Raw genomic sequence first — 13803 nt, 5'->3', positions numbered from 1 at the left:
AAAGCCATCGGATATCCGATGGCTTTTTTGTTATCAACAATCGCCAAATTTAACCTTTGTTCCGATAAAAAATAATCGACGAATGTGTACTTTTATACCATGTATGCCTTAGTCGATTGCAATAACTTTTACGCTTCCTGCGAGCGGATTTTCCAACCGCAACTCGTGGGAAAACCCATCGTGGTGTTGTCTAACAACGATGGCTGTATCATTTCGCGCAGCGATGAGGCCAAAGCCTTAGGCATTCCGATGGGCGCTCCCGAGTTTAAAGTCCGCGCCGAATTAAAGCAAAAAAATATTCATGTTTTCTCTTCTAACTATCCGCTGTACGGCGACATCAGTAACCGCGTCATGAAAATCCTGGAAGGATTCACACCGCATGTCGAACCGTATAGTATCGACGAAGCGTTTATGAATTTTGACGGCGTTGCTATCGCCGATTTTCACACCTACGGTTTACAAATCAAAAGCCGACTGATGCAATGGCTGAGCATTCCGGTTTCTATCGGTTTTGCCGAAACCAAAGCCTTGTCTAAAGTGGCCAATAAAATTGCGCGCAAATTCCCCGACAGAACCCAAGGTGTGTACCGCATCGATTCGGAAGAAAAACGAATTAAAGCACTCAAATGGACAAAAATTGAAGACGTTTGGGGTATTGGTTTTCGTTTAACCCAAAAGATGAAGGCCAAAAACATCAACACGGCTTACGATTTTACATTGCCGCAACACGAAGCCTTTATTAAAACTACTATGGGCGTGGTGGGTTTGCGTTTGAAATACGAACTCGAAGGAAAATCGGTTTTGGAGCTCGAAGAACCTAAAAGCAAAAAAAATATCGCCATTACCCGAAGCTTTGCCGGCAATATCACCACGCTTAACGAAATGAAAGAACGGGTATCGACTTTTGCCACTGTGTGTGCCGAGAAACTCCGCAAACAAAAATCGTGTTGTTACGGTGTCATTTTGTATTTACGAAAAGACAAATACAAAGTCGACCGACAACGGTACAACTTCTATAAAATGGAAACGCTGCCCTACGCAAGCAATTCATCTATTACCATTAGTAACTTGGCGGTGAAAATGTTGAAAGCTGTTTTTGAGGAAGGTGAAATCTATAAAAAAGCCGGCGTAATTGTCACGGAAATTATCCCCGAAAATCAAAAGCAATTCCATTTGTTTGAAGAAGAAAATCCGAAGCATTTGAAACTCATGCAAGTGATGGACGACTACTATAAAAAAACGGGCGAACGCAAAATCAAGCTCGCCAACCAAGACTTGACGCGTACTTGGACCATGAAGCAGGAGCATTTGTCCAAAAAATACACTACTGATTTTCGTGAAATCTTGACGATAAAATGCCAATGAAAAGTCCGTTAACCTTTTTCAAACCCGATTTCGAAAACTCGAGACCACTGCCCTATTTTGAAGGCGGTATCAAAGCCGGATTCCCTTCGCCGGCTGCCGATTTTGAAGGCACCCAAATTAGTTTAGACAAGGTCTTGGTGAAAAACTTTGAGGCTACTTTTTACGCCAAAGCCGACGGAAATTCGATGATAGGCGCCGGCATAGACGACGGTGACATCATGGTAATCGATCGCAGTTTGGAACCGAAAGACGGCAAAATCGCCGTGTGTTGTATTGATGGTGAATTTACCGTAAAGCGAATTAAAATGGAAAAAGAAGCCCTGTATCTGATGCCCGAGAACGCTTCCTTCAAACCCATTACCGTTACCGAGGACAACAAACTCATTATTTGGGGCATAGTAACTTATGTGATAAAAAGTGTTTAAAAGAAAAAAGCCCGATACTTTCGCATCAGGCTTTTACAGTTCATTCTTATTGAGTCGGATTACAAAATTCTATTGAATGTTCCCGGCACCATCAATCTTAAACAGCCATTCTTGATCGACACAATTGTTGGACACATTTACGGTCTCACAAATTTGCTTAGTGGCGGCAATGGTATAGAAATCATCATCTGATACAGAAATTTTTAATCCATAATCGTTTAAAAACTCGCCATAGGTTTTTTGCCAAAGAATTTCACCCGAAGAGTTCACTTTTGCAATTAAAACATCGTAATTGCCTTTCCCGAAAGAGCTGGTAGAGCCCACTACCAAATAATCCCCTTCTTTGGTTTTTACCACTTGACCGGCTTTATCATAACTGTTGCCGCCAATGGTTCGTTCCCAAAGAATCTTACCCGAGGCCTCTTTTTTAGTCAGTACGATATCGCATTCATTTTGACTTCCGCAATTTAGGGTAGCTATTGTGACTTTGGAATCATCCCAAAAATTATAAATCAGCCATTTGATTTCAGATAACAACACGGTAAAGACAACGATACTTGCCAATAACAGTAGTATTCTCCAATTTCTTTTGAACAATGCTTTACTGTCCTCTAGCAGGTTATTGACGTTCGAAACGACTACTTTGAATTCAAACTTCTTCTTGTCATCTCCGGATGATATTTCGTTTAATTTTACCCCTAGGGCTTCTCCTATAGCATTTAAAGAATAAATACTTGGGACAACTTCATTTTTTTCGATTCGTTGAATAGTTCTGAGCGCTACACCGCTTTTCTCCGAAAGCTCAACTTGTGTCAACCCATTTGAAATTCGAATTTCTTTAACGTGTTCTCCTATTTTCATGATACAAATTTATTAGTTTTCAGGCTACAAATTTATACGGTAGCCACTGCAGGAAAAACGTCATCTTTGCGTCTTTTAGACGACAATATAGGGATAAAGGCATTGAAACAAAAACCCAATACTTTCATATCAGGCTCTTGGGCTTCCCGATAGCTATTACATGGCTTCGGGATATTCCGAAATTTCGAAACCCGCTCAAAAATATTGAACAAAAAAAGAGTAACATTTTCATGTTACTCTTTTTAGCTGCTCCCCCTCTTGGGCTCGAACCAAGGACCCTCTGATTAACAGAGATATGATTCGGTAAGCGTAAACCTTAACCACTTGATAATTAAGCTACAATTATCTTTGTTTATTGGCTCTTTTAATTCATAGAGCCTTTTATTATTGACGTTATTATTGACTGTGAAATTTATGCTTTCGCTTTATTTTTGAGCTTTCTGAACATGTTTTCTTCAGAACCAAAAAAGTAATTAGCATTTGCATCATAGACTTTACAGATTTTGTAAATATGTTTCGTTGCAAAATACTTGTTATTGTGCTTGATGTTATTAAGATTTTGCCGCTTCATATCAATGGCGTTACAGAAGTCGCTTTCAAACTCTATTCTGCCCATTGCCTTGAGTGCTTGGATAAAAAGAAAAACCTTTTCGTTAACCTCTTTCATTACCAATCTTCTTTTTTTGTTTTACCGGTAAGATAACCGTCGAAACTTAACTGCAAAGAATTGAACAAATTTACTATACTGTCAAGAGCTTCCTTAGAGCCTTTTTTCAATTCTCCCTTTTTGTCATGATACGGTTTTAAGTCAGTTAGCGGAACATCAAAAGAACCTGCACCAGCTGAAAGTTTTAATGAAATTGGGTCAAACTTATACTTACCGTCTTTAAAAGATATTTCAATGATGTATGTAGCATCAGAACATACAGAACTCATACAATGAAACTGTTTTTTAAAGCCTTGAAAACGTATCTTCTCATTTTCCATTTGCATAAGTATTACATCATCGGGATTTACGTAGTTCTCTTTTATCCAATTGACTGCCTTTTTATAAATATCACTTGAAGCGCCAGGTGTATCAATAACAATAAAATCTGTAATTGTATTTGAATCATAGGAAAACTTATCTTGTGCTAACGAACTGCTGCAGATCATTAACAAAGCGATTATTTTTTTCATCTTCTCTTTCTTTTTGTTTGAACTTCTACTATGTTAAATATTTGTTGAATGTCTTTCAGGTGTAATTCTCTATCGGGATAAAACTCATTCAAGGAGTGAATTGTAATAATTCCGGCCTCAACGTTATGATTGATAATGCGCTTTACCAAAATCCCATCGGTATTATGTACTATCACAAAATCCCACTTGTGTATATGGAGCTTGTTTTTCCAATATTCTTTGCGCACATTCCTGCACAATAGTATTGAGCCTTCGGGAATACTTTCTTCGGTATCGCATTCCATGCTATCGCCTTTCACTTCAAAACATAGATATTCTCCTCGGTATTCCTTATCAACAATGAAAGGTATCTTGGGCAGATTTTCAACGTATTCATTATCGGCAAACCCCGACAAATATCCGGCATAGGCATATTGATTTACCATAGGCACATGCATGATGCTCGAACGTAAGCCGTCAAGATGTTTGACTTCTATATTATAAGTGTCGGGCGTATCATTTACACTATGTGCGGCATTGTGCGCATCCGTCTTTTGCTTCAGGAGCATCACTGTACCTTCTTTCATGTTTCGGTCGCCATTCTCCCAAGATTGTACTGTTCGCAACTTGGCGCCGAGCATCTCTCCGAATTCAGTTTGGGTCATTCCAAGCCTGATTCTGATGCTTTTTATTTCTTCTGATGTCAATGATTCTGCCATGTTGAAAACTTTTTACGTACAAAGTGTAAAAAAGTGCGTAAATAATTTGGAGATATGCACTTTGTGTGTATATTTGCATAAACATACGAACAAAATTACACAAAAAATCATGAGAGTAACACAAATCATAATCGAAAAACTGCTTAACGACAAGAATTTCCGATTAAGTACAGCTTTGGCGCTTGGAGTTAGTGAAAGAAACGTACAAAAGTTGGCACAAGCCAACTCCGATAACCTGACTAAGATGGCAGCGGTTAAGGTTTACTATCAGTTTGGATTTAGTGATGAGCAAATCTTCGGAACAGTTGAAGCGTAATGAGTCAAGATTCAAAAATATTAACCCGAATCAACCGGTTAGAGAGTATAGCCGTGATGATGTTAGAAGAAGCTACAATGCTGAAGCGGGAGTTGCCGGGTGTGGTGTCCGGTAACTCCACCCGAAAGGGGAAAAAGAACGAGGGGCAACTCGTTCGAGTAATAGCCAAACGTAATCAAAGTAGAACAAAAAATAGAGCAAAATGAAAAACGTGTTGTCAATCGAGAAAGTATCAGAGATAATCACAAATCTGCAATTCGCAGAAACAGTTATCAACTCTCAAAAAGCAGATTTGGAAATAGCAATCAGAGAAAGAGCTAATGAAAATGAGAGAGAAACCCTTGAGTCTGATTTAGAATTAATCAACAAAGTGAAAAGCTATGTTGATAGCGCACTTGGAGAACTTGAAACTTTATTCTAATAAAAAAACCACCCCGAGCAAGAAGTGGTTTTATAATCAAATTTAATAACGCCCGAGCAAGGCATAATCAAATAGAACATGACAAAGATAACAAATGATTTCAGCAAAAAAAATCTCAACGTAGTTGTTGAAGGAAAGCGTATGCAAATGAGCTTTCAAGAAGTTGAAGAATTGGTAAAGTCAAAAGGTAAACCAACCCGATATGATATCGGTGGAATCGCGAGTCCAATGTCGATTGACAATTCAATTGAGAAGTTTGCTCAGAAGTTCACAACAGTATTCTTTCCCGACTACAAAGACCGAGTTTTCAAAATCAATATCGAGTTTAACGGAGCAACCTTTTGGAATGTTCCGGTGCTTACCAAACAAGATTTGTTCAACCTAACATCCCCTACACTATGTCACAGTTAAACCTTAAAACAGCCAAGACAGCTGTTTCTCAGAACAAAAACGGAATTGAGTTCACATCATTGGTATATGCTGAGCTTCAAATAAAAATATCTAACGGAATTATTAAAACAGACTTGTATTTATCATGAGAAATACTTTAAAAAGCATAATCGAGGAAATCAAATCTTCTGACAAAGTTCTTCTGTCTCTCGGGATTTTAGCCATTTACTGCTTTATCATGGTAATGTATTACGCAACCCTTTTATACATACAATAATGGAAACATTCAAACTCATTTTAGCAATAGTATGTATTGCTATCCTCGTCGGAATACTAACCGGAATATTCTTTTGGTTCTGGTTGTACCTGATGGAAAAATCTTGTTCTCCTACTGATAAAGAAGAAGAACAAGAATGTAATAAGTATGAACACTGGCATGATGCCAATAATTAATAATCAAATTTTTTAACACTATGGGACTAATTAAAAAGTCGAATGAATTGAACATTCAGAGCAAAATCAAAGGGCTAATCTACGGACAGCCAGGTATGGGAAAAACAACCTTAGCGTTGTCAGCTCCAAAACCATTACTGTTTGACTTCGATAACGGAGTACACAGAGTAAACTTCGCACACCTTGACGGTGTCGACACGGTACAGATTTCTTCTTACGATGACTTCTTGACCGTTTTGGAAACAGAGGACTTATCAGGTTACGAAACTTTTGTTATCGATACCGGTGGAAAGTGTCTCGACTACATGAGCAACTACATCATTGCTCGTAACCCGAAAATGGGTAAAGCAAACGGAACGTTAACCTTGCAAGGTTACGGAGAGAGAAAAGCCGAATTCTCAGCATTGGTAAAGAGAATCACAATGATGGACAAACACATCGTATTTGTGGCTCACAGAGATACCAAAACAGAAGGAGACGACACTCGTTATGTTCCTCAATTTGGTGGTAGCTCATACGACAGCCTTGTTACTGAGCTTGACCTTGTAGGCTACTTGGAAGCCAACGGTAAAGAAAGAACCTTAACCTTTGACCCAACAAGCCGAAACGATGGGAAAAACACTTGTAACCTACCATCGTTGATGAAGCTTCCTATCATCGTGAATGAGAAAGGAGAGCCAACTGCTCCAAACAACTTCTTCAATGAGCATATCATTAAAGCATACGCCAAACGTCTTGAGGACAGAAAGGCTGCCGGAGAGAAGTACAATGCTTTGATTGCTGAGTTAGACCATGAAATTTGCTTGATTCACGATGTGGATTCGGCCAATGACTTAATCGGTCGCATCGATGCTTTTGAACATATTGGAAACTCAAAAGCTGTAGCAGCTCAAAAGATTGCTACCAAAGCTAAAGAGTTGGGATTGGTTTTGAATAAAACTTCTATGAAGTATGAATTACCAAAGACAACAGCAAATGCAGAAGCCACAGCCTAAATACCAGTTTTACGCTACTCTATTGGACGGATTCGAGGGTTATATCAATAGCTCTCGAACCTACCAAGAGTATTGGGGATTCTCAGAGAACCCGAGCAAGACTGAAGAAGAGTTTGAGCAAGAACAGTATCAAGGATTGATTGACAGAATCAACCGAGTACCGTTCGAAAGCGAGGCTGCCGACAGAGGAACTGCATTCAATGAGGTTATCGATTGCATCATTGAGAACCGCATTTCAACAACAATGGAAATCAAATCATTCAAGGAGAGCGGAGTTATTGCAGTTCATTACAAACAGCATGTTTTCAATTTCCCTTTTGATATCTGTGTTGAGGTTGCCAAGTACCTTAAAGATGCATTAACTCAACAATTCACTGATGGAATTATCGAAACCAAATACGGACCGGTAAGGCTGTATGGTTACATCGACCAACTTCTTCCATTCAAAATTGTTGATATCAAAACCACATCAAAGTACAGCGCCTTCAAGTATCAAAACAATTGGCAGCATAAGGTATATCCATTCTGTTTGAAGCAGAACGGAGTTGACATAGACGAGTTCGAGTATGTGATTACAGACTTCAAAAACACATGGTCTGAACACTACCGATTTATTCCTGAGAAGGATGTTGTTGAGCTGACCTCTCACGTAGAGCGTTTCATTGAGTTTCTTGAATTGAATCGGGAGAAGATAACCGACACTAAAATCTTCTGCTTAGATGCAATTGAAGTTGTAGAATAATTAACCATACACCCGGACTGCAAAAGTACTTAGCTAACAAAGCATACTAAAATTGGAACCGCACATCCGGGTGTTAAATAAAAGGAGTGATAGCATAGTGGTATGCGCTCGTGTGAAAACCGAGAGATTCTGGTTCGACTCCAGGCCTCTCCACTAAAATTGAAATTATGACAAATCACATTTCAACCATTGAAGAAATCAGCAAAGAGCTGAAACTAATACAATCAACCATCGAAACAGAAATGTCTGAAGATGTTCAGGAAGCTGTTGACCGTGGTAACTACTGTGCAGCGCAAATGGCAAGAACCGGTAAACTTCTCGCTGATGCCAAAATCCACAGAGATAGAAAACTTAACTCTCAGATCATTGCGCAGATGAAAAAACTCTCAGCGCTTCCGGCAACCACAGCCAACAAATTTGCTGATGCACTTTGTGAAGATGAAAACTACATCGTGAACTGGTGCGAAAGAATTAACAGAGCATGTACACATCAGCTCGATTGGTGCAGAACACTGATCAGCAAAGCCAAAGCCGAAATGTCACAAATGAACGGATAAGCTATGAACACAACACAATACTCCATAGACTTCACAGTTGCTCCGTTACACCACGAGAACAACCTTGAGAGCCAAAAGATTTACGAGGCCAACAAAGACCGATTTTCAAATCAATGCCGAATAGTTTACGAAGCTATGCTTCGAGGGGAAAGACTAACCACAACCTCAGCATTATTGCAGTATGGCATTGGAGACCTAAGACGTAGAGTGAAAGACTTGAAAGATGAGTATGGTGTTCCAGTGCAATCAGAACTAACCGATAACCGATTCAAAGAATATTTTTTAATCCTAAATAACTAACAAGTATGAACATCATTATCAGAAAAGCAGCCATCCGAAGCTCGTTGTTCCTTAACTACGAATTTGAGCAAAAGGACTTCGACCAAAACAACCTAAACAAGGTTTCATCTGATGCACCAATTCACGACGATTTGAGAGCGTGCTTCAGAAAACTTATCCCACACTTCGCTTTCCTATGCGAACAAGTAACCGATACCGATTTAGTAGAGTCAGCGCTCACTCGTCCCGAAAGCTATCTCGAAGATAGAGAGCACTCGGTTACTGAAGAATTCTTCAAGTACTATGTTGGCTCAGTTGACATCGTTGAAAAGAAAGGACTGCACTACGTAACACTTTCCGGAAACAGATTGCTTCATTCAGGCGAACCGTTATCGTTAACAGCTCCGGCAGTTGATATGGAAGGTTCAAAGTACATATTTATTTCTGCTTTTATCAATGACATTGAAAACCTTAAACGTGAAGTCCTTGCCTACATGGAAGGTAAACACGCTGAGAAGTCTCAGTTAGAGATGTTCGACTCTGAAGAAAAAGAGGAAGAAGAACATACGGAAGAACTAAAAGCTCCAAAATCAAAAGGACCGAAAGGCAAAAAGAACAACGAAGCTTTCGTAGAGTAGAGTTCAATAATCAAATAGAATAGAGCACATGCAAATCATAGAGCATCCAACAGAGTTTCACGTAAAAATACCATACACACGCTTTCGGGTAAACAACACTAATCTTATCAAGATGATACCCGGTGTTAAGTTCGTGATGGCTCGTAAGGCTTGGATTTTTCCGTTTACTCAAAGACCAGCTCTTGAGGAAGTTCAGAAGAAAACACGTGCTGAGTGGATTGTCGCTCAGACACGTGTTCCTGAACAAATCGGAGAGCTTCCACCAATGCCGGATTTACCTTTTGAAATCGACATTGTGAATCGAGAAAACGGATTCAAACCAAGACCATACCAACTACAAGGCGTTGCACGTGGACTTCAATTAAAACGTTTTATCAATGGCGACGAGCAAGGTCTTGGTAAAACAATGCAATCCATTGCAACCATTTATTCAGCACAGAAATACAACAACGAGATAACTTTCCCATGCCTGGTAATTTGTCCGGCATCAACCAAAATCAATTGGAAACGTGAGTGGGAAATGTGGACCGGAAAGAAAGCCATTATTCTTGATGATAAAATCAAAGATACCTGGCACAGATACCATGAGGTAGCCGGTATTGATGTTTTCATTGTCAACTATGAATCAATGAAGAAGTACTTCGTAGATAAGATGCCGGAAAAGAAACCATACAAATCATCCGACATCATTATGAATCCGCGAGTTAAACTATTCAATTCGGTCATTATAGACGAGATTCATAGATGTAAAGACCGTAACACCCAACAAACTAAAATTGCCTTGCAAATCGCATTAGGTAAGCTTTACCGAATAGGTTTAACCGGTACTATGATTGTCAACAAACCTATCGATGCATTACCTCAGCTGGCCATCATCGGAAAACTAAAAGATGAAAAGGTTTTTAGAGAGCGATACTGTGAGGGAGGTTCAGGCGCTTCCAACCTCAGAGAGCTGAATTATAAACTAAATGAGTTTTGTTTCTTCAGACGTGAGAAAAAAGATGTGGCCAAAGACCTTCCCGAAAAACAACGTCAGACCATTCTTTGTGATATCACCAACAGAGCAGAGTACAACAAAGCCAAGAATGATTTTGTTCAATGGCTTGAGGAAAAAGGATGTAATGATGAGGAAATCGCTCGTAAGCTTCGTGGGGAGATCATGGTTCGTATGGGAGCATTGAAACAGATTTCGGCCAAAGGGAAAATGAATGAGGTTAAAGAGTTCGTTCAGGAAGTTTTGGAAGCCGGTGAGAAACTGATTTTGTTCCATAATCTACATGAGATTGGCGATGAGGTTAGAAGATTGTTCCCGAATGCTGTTTCGGTTAATGGCCGAATGACTTCTGAAGAAAAGCAAAAGTCAATTGACAGTTTTCAAACTGATCCTAAAGTGCAGCTAATTGTCTGCAACATTAAAGCAGCTGGTGTGGGTATCACCTTAACCGCTTCTTCACGTGTTGCTTTTATCGAGTACCCTTGGACTTATGCGGACTGTGCTCAATGTGAAGATAGAGCGCATCGTATTGGCCAAAAGAATAATGTCATGTGTACCTACTTCCTTGGGCAAAATACCATTGATGAGGAAATGTACCAAATGATTCAGGAGAAACGCCATATCGGTAACACCATTACCGGAGCTACCGATGAAATGGATATGAGCTTTATTGATAACGTTGTAAACCTATTCAAGTAATGAACCACTTAGCACTATGCCAAAAGGCAAATGAAATATTTCAAGGCAACTGCTTTGAGAAAAAAAGAATCAGAAAAAATGTTGATGCTCGAATAGCTGTTTCGGTAATATTAAGAAGCCGTAAATACTATACTTTTCAAAAGATTGGAAATGTTTTCGGAGTACATCATGACCATGTGATATACTATCAAAAAAAGCACAAAGATCTTATGCTTTTCGATTCGGCTTATAGAAATAAATTCAATGAACTTCACGAAATAGCCGAAGGTCTTTTTACTAAAGATGATGGAATTTGTGAACCTTGTTTAACCCCAAACTTATTTTCAGCTCATGGCAAGAGAACAGCGTAAAGACGTAGACTATTTCCCTCACGACTGCACCCACGGCCGTAAGATGCACATCATCGAGCAAAAGTATGGTAATGATGGTTACGCTACGTGGTTCAAGCTTCTTGAACAACTTGGAAAAGCCAACAACCATTATATCGATATCAGCGATGAAATGACTTTCTTCTTCTTGGTTTCCACCTTCAGAATATCTGAAGAAATGACAAGAAACATTCTAAATGATCTCTCAAAGATGGGAGCTATTGATAAGTACTTATTCGAAAACCATAAGGTGATTTGGTCGCAAAAGTTTACCGAAAGTGTGACTGATGCTTATCGAAAAAGGAAAAATAAAATTTACCAATACTCCGACGTATTGAAAGAAATAGGGGTTGATTTATGTCAATCCTCCGCCGGATTGCCGGAAGTTATTCATAAAGAAGATGCCAAAGCTCCGGAAGTTATCCCTAAAGAAAAGAAAAGTAAAGAAGAGAAAAGTAAAGAAGAGGAAATTTTAAAAAGCAATTTCGATAATTCAAAAAATATTGAATACGCCCATGTTCAAAAAACAGAATCCCCAACATGGATTCAAACAACAGCGATGCAGTTTGAAATTTCACCTGAAGTAATTCCAAAAAAATTAGACGAGTTTGTGCTTTATCTCGGAAACATCGAAAAAAAACACCCAAACAAAAAAGACTTTTTAACCCATTTCAATAACTGGCTAAAAAATAACATCCATGCAAACCCAACAACTAACCACGACAGAAAACAAAATACAGGTCCAGGTTACAAACCTGCCGAAGTTGATACCGGAGAGCTTGTACGAGAGCTTACCGAAGATGTTGAAAATGGAAATATCCCAGGTGTCTATACTGGATAGTTCTGTTGAGACCAAAACAAAACTGACAAACGATATCATCAGGATTCTTCAGGTTCGCGAAAAGAATGAATCGATGGCCAAAGATTGGCTGTTATACTTAACCACTACTCAAAAGTTTAAAAACTTAAGACCGGGAGAAGTTTATGAAGCCTTCAGACTTGCCATGTCAAGAGAACTGAAAAGATCAGACGGAAGTGACTTCAATTTATTGCCGGAGCTTAGCATCAATACCACTTCAGATGTTCTTTGCCAATACATTGAATACAAGAAAAGCAATCCGGAGTATTCTGAAGCAAAGCAAAAGCTTCTGACCTACAATGAGGTTCAAGGTCCAACCGATGAGGAAAAGGCTCAAATCAGAGATAACTTTCTAAAAGCAGTTTTTGATGACATTACTCAACGTGAACACTCTAATGATGCTTGGCTATTGTACGATGATTTGAAAGACAAACTTCCTCAAGACGACCAGCAAAAGAAAAACCTCTACAAACAACAAGAGCACATCTACATAACCGAGTTAAAACAAGACGTTGCCAAAAATGAGGGAAGAAGAAGTTTCAAAGACACTTTGGATTCCGCCAAAGAAAATATAGCAAAAGGCAAACATCTTGGAGTAGTTGTCAACCGATGCAAGTCGATTATGGTAAGCAATTACCTAAAGCATTTCAAAACGGATTTTGAAAAATTTAAAGAAGCAATATCATGAACCTTACACCGAGCGAAAAAAATCAATTAGAACGCCAATTGGAGCATCAAAGGAATTGGTATAACAACAACCGAGAAAAAGTCTCAAAGCAAAAAAGGGAGTGGTACCAAAAGAATAAACAAAAGGCCAATGAGAAAAACCGGATTTGGAGAGAGAAACAACGGCTTGAAAAAGAAAAACAAAAGCAAGAGGAAATGATGACAATCGGAAAAGTTAAAAAGAAGTACTGCTTATACCAAGTTCTCGATATTTTGAGAAAATCCCCGAGACATTACCTATGGGGTAAGTCAGTAAAGGAATGGACCGAGAAGGATTGGGTAAACTTTGATTTTTTAAAAAACATTACGGAAAACCGTAATAATGATATTAATTACCAAAACACGTAATATGGCAAAGCGTTGGAGCGATAATGATTTAAAGGCTCTTGAGAAGAAAGGAATGGCTATAATAGAGCAAATTAAAACCAATCCGGTTTTTAAAAATCCTTTAGAATCAATATCAAAAAATAAAAAGATAACTAATGCTGCAATTCCGTTGAAGGTAGAAAAGATATCAGTTGAGAAGAACGCCATCGAGTTTATGCTCAAGTCATTCTATCAACACGGCATCATTCCGGAGTATGTAAAAGAGCATCGTTTTGATGAAGTTAAAGGTTATCGATTTGATTGGGCAATACCAAGCGTAAAGCTGGCCATAGAGTACGAGGGACTGTTCTCTGAAAAGTCAGGACATACCACTATCAAAGGCTATGTTAAAGACTGTAAGAAGTATAACCTTGCGACAATAAACGGATGGAAAATATTGCGATACACCGCGGTTAATTATTCCGATTTGGCTCAGGATATAGAGCTTTTTTTTAGTAAATTGTAATACAAA

General features: G+C 38.9%; 20 protein-coding genes and 1 tRNA gene. 17 read left to right on the top strand and 4 right to left on the bottom strand.

Translation table 11 applies throughout. The features are described 5' to 3' along the window. The first annotated feature begins 84 nt into the window (after positions 1 to 84). Both QHT84_RS02950 and QHT84_RS02945 read left to right on the top strand, forming a co-directional pair. Positions 85 to 1365: a Y-family DNA polymerase gene (locus QHT84_RS02950; RefSeq protein ID WP_321169568.1), complete on the top strand. Its 1281-nt coding sequence runs from the start codon at positions 85 to 87 to the stop codon at positions 1363 to 1365. Then, positions 1356 to 1790 (top strand): LexA family protein, encoded by a 435-nt coding sequence (locus tag QHT84_RS02945; protein WP_283238045.1) that lies wholly within the window; start codon positions 1356 to 1358, stop codon positions 1788 to 1790. Before QHT84_RS02950 ends, QHT84_RS02945 begins: the two co-directional genes overlap by 10 nt. A gap of 69 nt (positions 1791 to 1859) precedes the next feature. Here QHT84_RS02945 and QHT84_RS02940 read toward each other — a convergent pair whose 3' ends face one another. The 4 genes from QHT84_RS02940 to QHT84_RS02925 form a co-directional block, all read right to left on the bottom strand. Then, on the bottom strand, positions 1860 to 2651 hold the full coding sequence (locus QHT84_RS02940; RefSeq protein ID WP_283238044.1) for a helix-turn-helix domain-containing protein: 792 nt from the start codon (positions 2649 to 2651) through the stop codon (positions 1860 to 1862). A 412-nt stretch (positions 2652 to 3063) separates the two neighbouring features. After that, the gene (locus QHT84_RS02935; RefSeq protein WP_283238043.1) at positions 3064 to 3318 is read right to left on the bottom strand and encodes a hypothetical protein; all 255 of its coding nucleotides are present in this window, start codon (positions 3316 to 3318) and stop codon (positions 3064 to 3066) included. Next, positions 3318 to 3830, bottom strand: a complete 513-nt coding sequence (locus tag QHT84_RS02930; RefSeq protein WP_283238042.1) for a hypothetical protein — start codon at positions 3828 to 3830, stop codon at positions 3318 to 3320. Before QHT84_RS02930 ends, QHT84_RS02935 begins: the two co-directional genes overlap by 1 nt. Continuing rightward, a complete protein-coding gene (locus tag QHT84_RS02925; protein WP_283238041.1) occupies positions 3827 to 4528 on the bottom strand; it encodes a S24 family peptidase in 702 nt (233 codons plus the stop codon). Before QHT84_RS02925 ends, QHT84_RS02930 begins: the two co-directional genes overlap by 4 nt. Positions 4529 to 4637: 109 nt before the next feature. On the opposite strand from QHT84_RS02925, the gene QHT84_RS02920 reads away from it, so the two are divergent. From QHT84_RS02920 to QHT84_RS02850, 15 genes are all read left to right on the top strand, one after another. After that, complete coding sequence (locus tag QHT84_RS02920) at positions 4638 to 4844, top strand: hypothetical protein (RefSeq protein ID WP_283238040.1); 207 nt, start codon at positions 4638 to 4640, stop codon at positions 4842 to 4844. A 202-nt stretch (positions 4845 to 5046) separates the two neighbouring features. Continuing rightward, a complete protein-coding gene (locus QHT84_RS02915; RefSeq protein ID WP_283238039.1) occupies positions 5047 to 5265 on the top strand; it encodes a hypothetical protein in 219 nt (72 codons plus the stop codon). Positions 5266 to 5343: 78 nt separating this feature from the next. After that, complete coding sequence (locus tag QHT84_RS02910) at positions 5344 to 5676, top strand: hypothetical protein (protein ID WP_283238038.1); 333 nt, start codon at positions 5344 to 5346, stop codon at positions 5674 to 5676. A gap of 452 nt (positions 5677 to 6128) precedes the next feature. Further along, positions 6129 to 7103 carry an ATP-binding protein gene (locus QHT84_RS02905; protein WP_283238037.1) on the top strand — a complete coding sequence of 325 codons (975 nt, stop codon included), beginning with the start codon at positions 6129 to 6131 and terminating at the stop codon, positions 7101 to 7103. Next, positions 7060 to 7845: a hypothetical protein gene (locus tag QHT84_RS02900; RefSeq protein WP_283238036.1), complete on the top strand. Its 786-nt coding sequence runs from the start codon at positions 7060 to 7062 to the stop codon at positions 7843 to 7845. Before QHT84_RS02905 ends, QHT84_RS02900 begins: the two co-directional genes overlap by 44 nt. A gap of 83 nt (positions 7846 to 7928) precedes the next feature. Then, positions 7929 to 7998, top strand: a tRNA-OTHER gene (locus QHT84_RS02895). 14 nt (positions 7999 to 8012) lie between these two features. Next, positions 8013 to 8402: a hypothetical protein gene (locus QHT84_RS02890; RefSeq protein WP_283238035.1), complete on the top strand. Its 390-nt coding sequence runs from the start codon at positions 8013 to 8015 to the stop codon at positions 8400 to 8402. A 3-nt stretch (positions 8403 to 8405) separates the two neighbouring features. After that, positions 8406 to 8702: a helix-turn-helix domain-containing protein gene (locus QHT84_RS02885; protein WP_283238034.1), complete on the top strand. Its 297-nt coding sequence runs from the start codon at positions 8406 to 8408 to the stop codon at positions 8700 to 8702. A 5-nt stretch (positions 8703 to 8707) separates the two neighbouring features. Beyond that, positions 8708 to 9319, top strand: a complete 612-nt coding sequence (locus QHT84_RS02880) for a hypothetical protein (RefSeq protein WP_283238033.1) — start codon at positions 8708 to 8710, stop codon at positions 9317 to 9319. Between the two features lie 265 nt (positions 9320 to 9584). Beyond that, positions 9585 to 11012, top strand: a complete 1428-nt coding sequence (locus tag QHT84_RS02875) for a DEAD/DEAH box helicase (protein ID WP_283238032.1) — start codon at positions 9585 to 9587, stop codon at positions 11010 to 11012. Further along, entirely contained in the window at positions 11012 to 11362 is a 351-nt protein-coding gene (locus QHT84_RS02870) for a hypothetical protein (RefSeq protein ID WP_283238031.1), read from the top strand. The genes QHT84_RS02875 and QHT84_RS02870 overlap by 1 nt, the downstream gene beginning before the upstream one ends. Further along, a complete protein-coding gene (locus tag QHT84_RS02865; RefSeq protein ID WP_283238030.1) occupies positions 11343 to 12221 on the top strand; it encodes a DUF4373 domain-containing protein in 879 nt (292 codons plus the stop codon). Before QHT84_RS02870 ends, QHT84_RS02865 begins: the two co-directional genes overlap by 20 nt. Continuing rightward, positions 12190 to 12927, top strand: a complete 738-nt coding sequence (locus QHT84_RS02860; protein WP_283238029.1) for a hypothetical protein — start codon at positions 12190 to 12192, stop codon at positions 12925 to 12927. The genes QHT84_RS02865 and QHT84_RS02860 overlap by 32 nt, the downstream gene beginning before the upstream one ends. Next, positions 12924 to 13313 (top strand): hypothetical protein, encoded by a 390-nt coding sequence (locus QHT84_RS02855; RefSeq protein ID WP_283238028.1) that lies wholly within the window; start codon positions 12924 to 12926, stop codon positions 13311 to 13313. The genes QHT84_RS02860 and QHT84_RS02855 overlap by 4 nt, the downstream gene beginning before the upstream one ends. Continuing rightward, positions 13288 to 13797 (top strand): hypothetical protein, encoded by a 510-nt coding sequence (locus QHT84_RS02850; protein ID WP_283238027.1) that lies wholly within the window; start codon positions 13288 to 13290, stop codon positions 13795 to 13797. The genes QHT84_RS02855 and QHT84_RS02850 overlap by 26 nt, the downstream gene beginning before the upstream one ends. The last annotated feature ends 6 nt before the right edge of the window (positions 13798 to 13803 follow it).

This window comes from Flavobacterium sedimenticola, assembly GCF_030053345.1.
Taxonomy (GTDB): Bacteria; Bacteroidota; Bacteroidia; order Flavobacteriales; family Flavobacteriaceae; genus Flavobacterium; species Flavobacterium sedimenticola.
This window is presented reverse-complemented; position numbering and strand designations above follow the sequence as displayed.

Excerpts from the sequence above, each read along its gene's own strand:
- QHT84_RS02945 (WP_283238045.1), top strand. The coding sequence starts at position 1,356 with ATGCCAATGAAAAGTCCGTTAACCTTTTTCAAACCCGATTTCGAAAAC.
- QHT84_RS02940 (WP_283238044.1), bottom strand. The coding sequence starts at position 2,651 with ATGAAAATAGGAGAACACGTTAAAGAAATTCGAATTTCAAATGGGTTG.
- QHT84_RS02935 (WP_283238043.1), bottom strand. The coding sequence starts at position 3,318 with ATGAAAGAGGTTAACGAAAAGGTTTTTCTTTTTATCCAAGCACTCAAG.
- QHT84_RS02930 (WP_283238042.1), bottom strand. The coding sequence starts at position 3,830 with ATGAAAAAAATAATCGCTTTGTTAATGATCTGCAGCAGTTCGTTAGCA.
- QHT84_RS02925 (WP_283238041.1), bottom strand. The coding sequence starts at position 4,528 with ATGGCAGAATCATTGACATCAGAAGAAATAAAAAGCATCAGAATCAGG.
- QHT84_RS02920 (WP_283238040.1), top strand. The coding sequence starts at position 4,638 with ATGAGAGTAACACAAATCATAATCGAAAAACTGCTTAACGACAAGAAT.
- QHT84_RS02915 (WP_283238039.1), top strand. The coding sequence starts at position 5,047 with ATGAAAAACGTGTTGTCAATCGAGAAAGTATCAGAGATAATCACAAAT.
- QHT84_RS02910 (WP_283238038.1), top strand. The coding sequence starts at position 5,344 with ATGACAAAGATAACAAATGATTTCAGCAAAAAAAATCTCAACGTAGTT.
- QHT84_RS02905 (WP_283238037.1), top strand. The coding sequence starts at position 6,129 with ATGGGACTAATTAAAAAGTCGAATGAATTGAACATTCAGAGCAAAATC.
- QHT84_RS02900 (WP_283238036.1), top strand. The coding sequence starts at position 7,060 with ATGAATTACCAAAGACAACAGCAAATGCAGAAGCCACAGCCTAAATAC.
- QHT84_RS02890 (WP_283238035.1), top strand. The coding sequence starts at position 8,013 with ATGACAAATCACATTTCAACCATTGAAGAAATCAGCAAAGAGCTGAAA.
- QHT84_RS02885 (WP_283238034.1), top strand. The coding sequence starts at position 8,406 with ATGAACACAACACAATACTCCATAGACTTCACAGTTGCTCCGTTACAC.
- QHT84_RS02880 (WP_283238033.1), top strand. The coding sequence starts at position 8,708 with ATGAACATCATTATCAGAAAAGCAGCCATCCGAAGCTCGTTGTTCCTT.
- QHT84_RS02875 (WP_283238032.1), top strand. The coding sequence starts at position 9,585 with ATGCCGGATTTACCTTTTGAAATCGACATTGTGAATCGAGAAAACGGA.
- QHT84_RS02870 (WP_283238031.1), top strand. The coding sequence starts at position 11,012 with ATGAACCACTTAGCACTATGCCAAAAGGCAAATGAAATATTTCAAGGC.
- QHT84_RS02865 (WP_283238030.1), top strand. The coding sequence starts at position 11,343 with ATGGCAAGAGAACAGCGTAAAGACGTAGACTATTTCCCTCACGACTGC.
- QHT84_RS02860 (WP_283238029.1), top strand. The coding sequence starts at position 12,190 with ATGGAAATATCCCAGGTGTCTATACTGGATAGTTCTGTTGAGACCAAA.
- QHT84_RS02855 (WP_283238028.1), top strand. The coding sequence starts at position 12,924 with ATGAACCTTACACCGAGCGAAAAAAATCAATTAGAACGCCAATTGGAG.
- QHT84_RS02850 (WP_283238027.1), top strand. The coding sequence starts at position 13,288 with ATGATATTAATTACCAAAACACGTAATATGGCAAAGCGTTGGAGCGAT.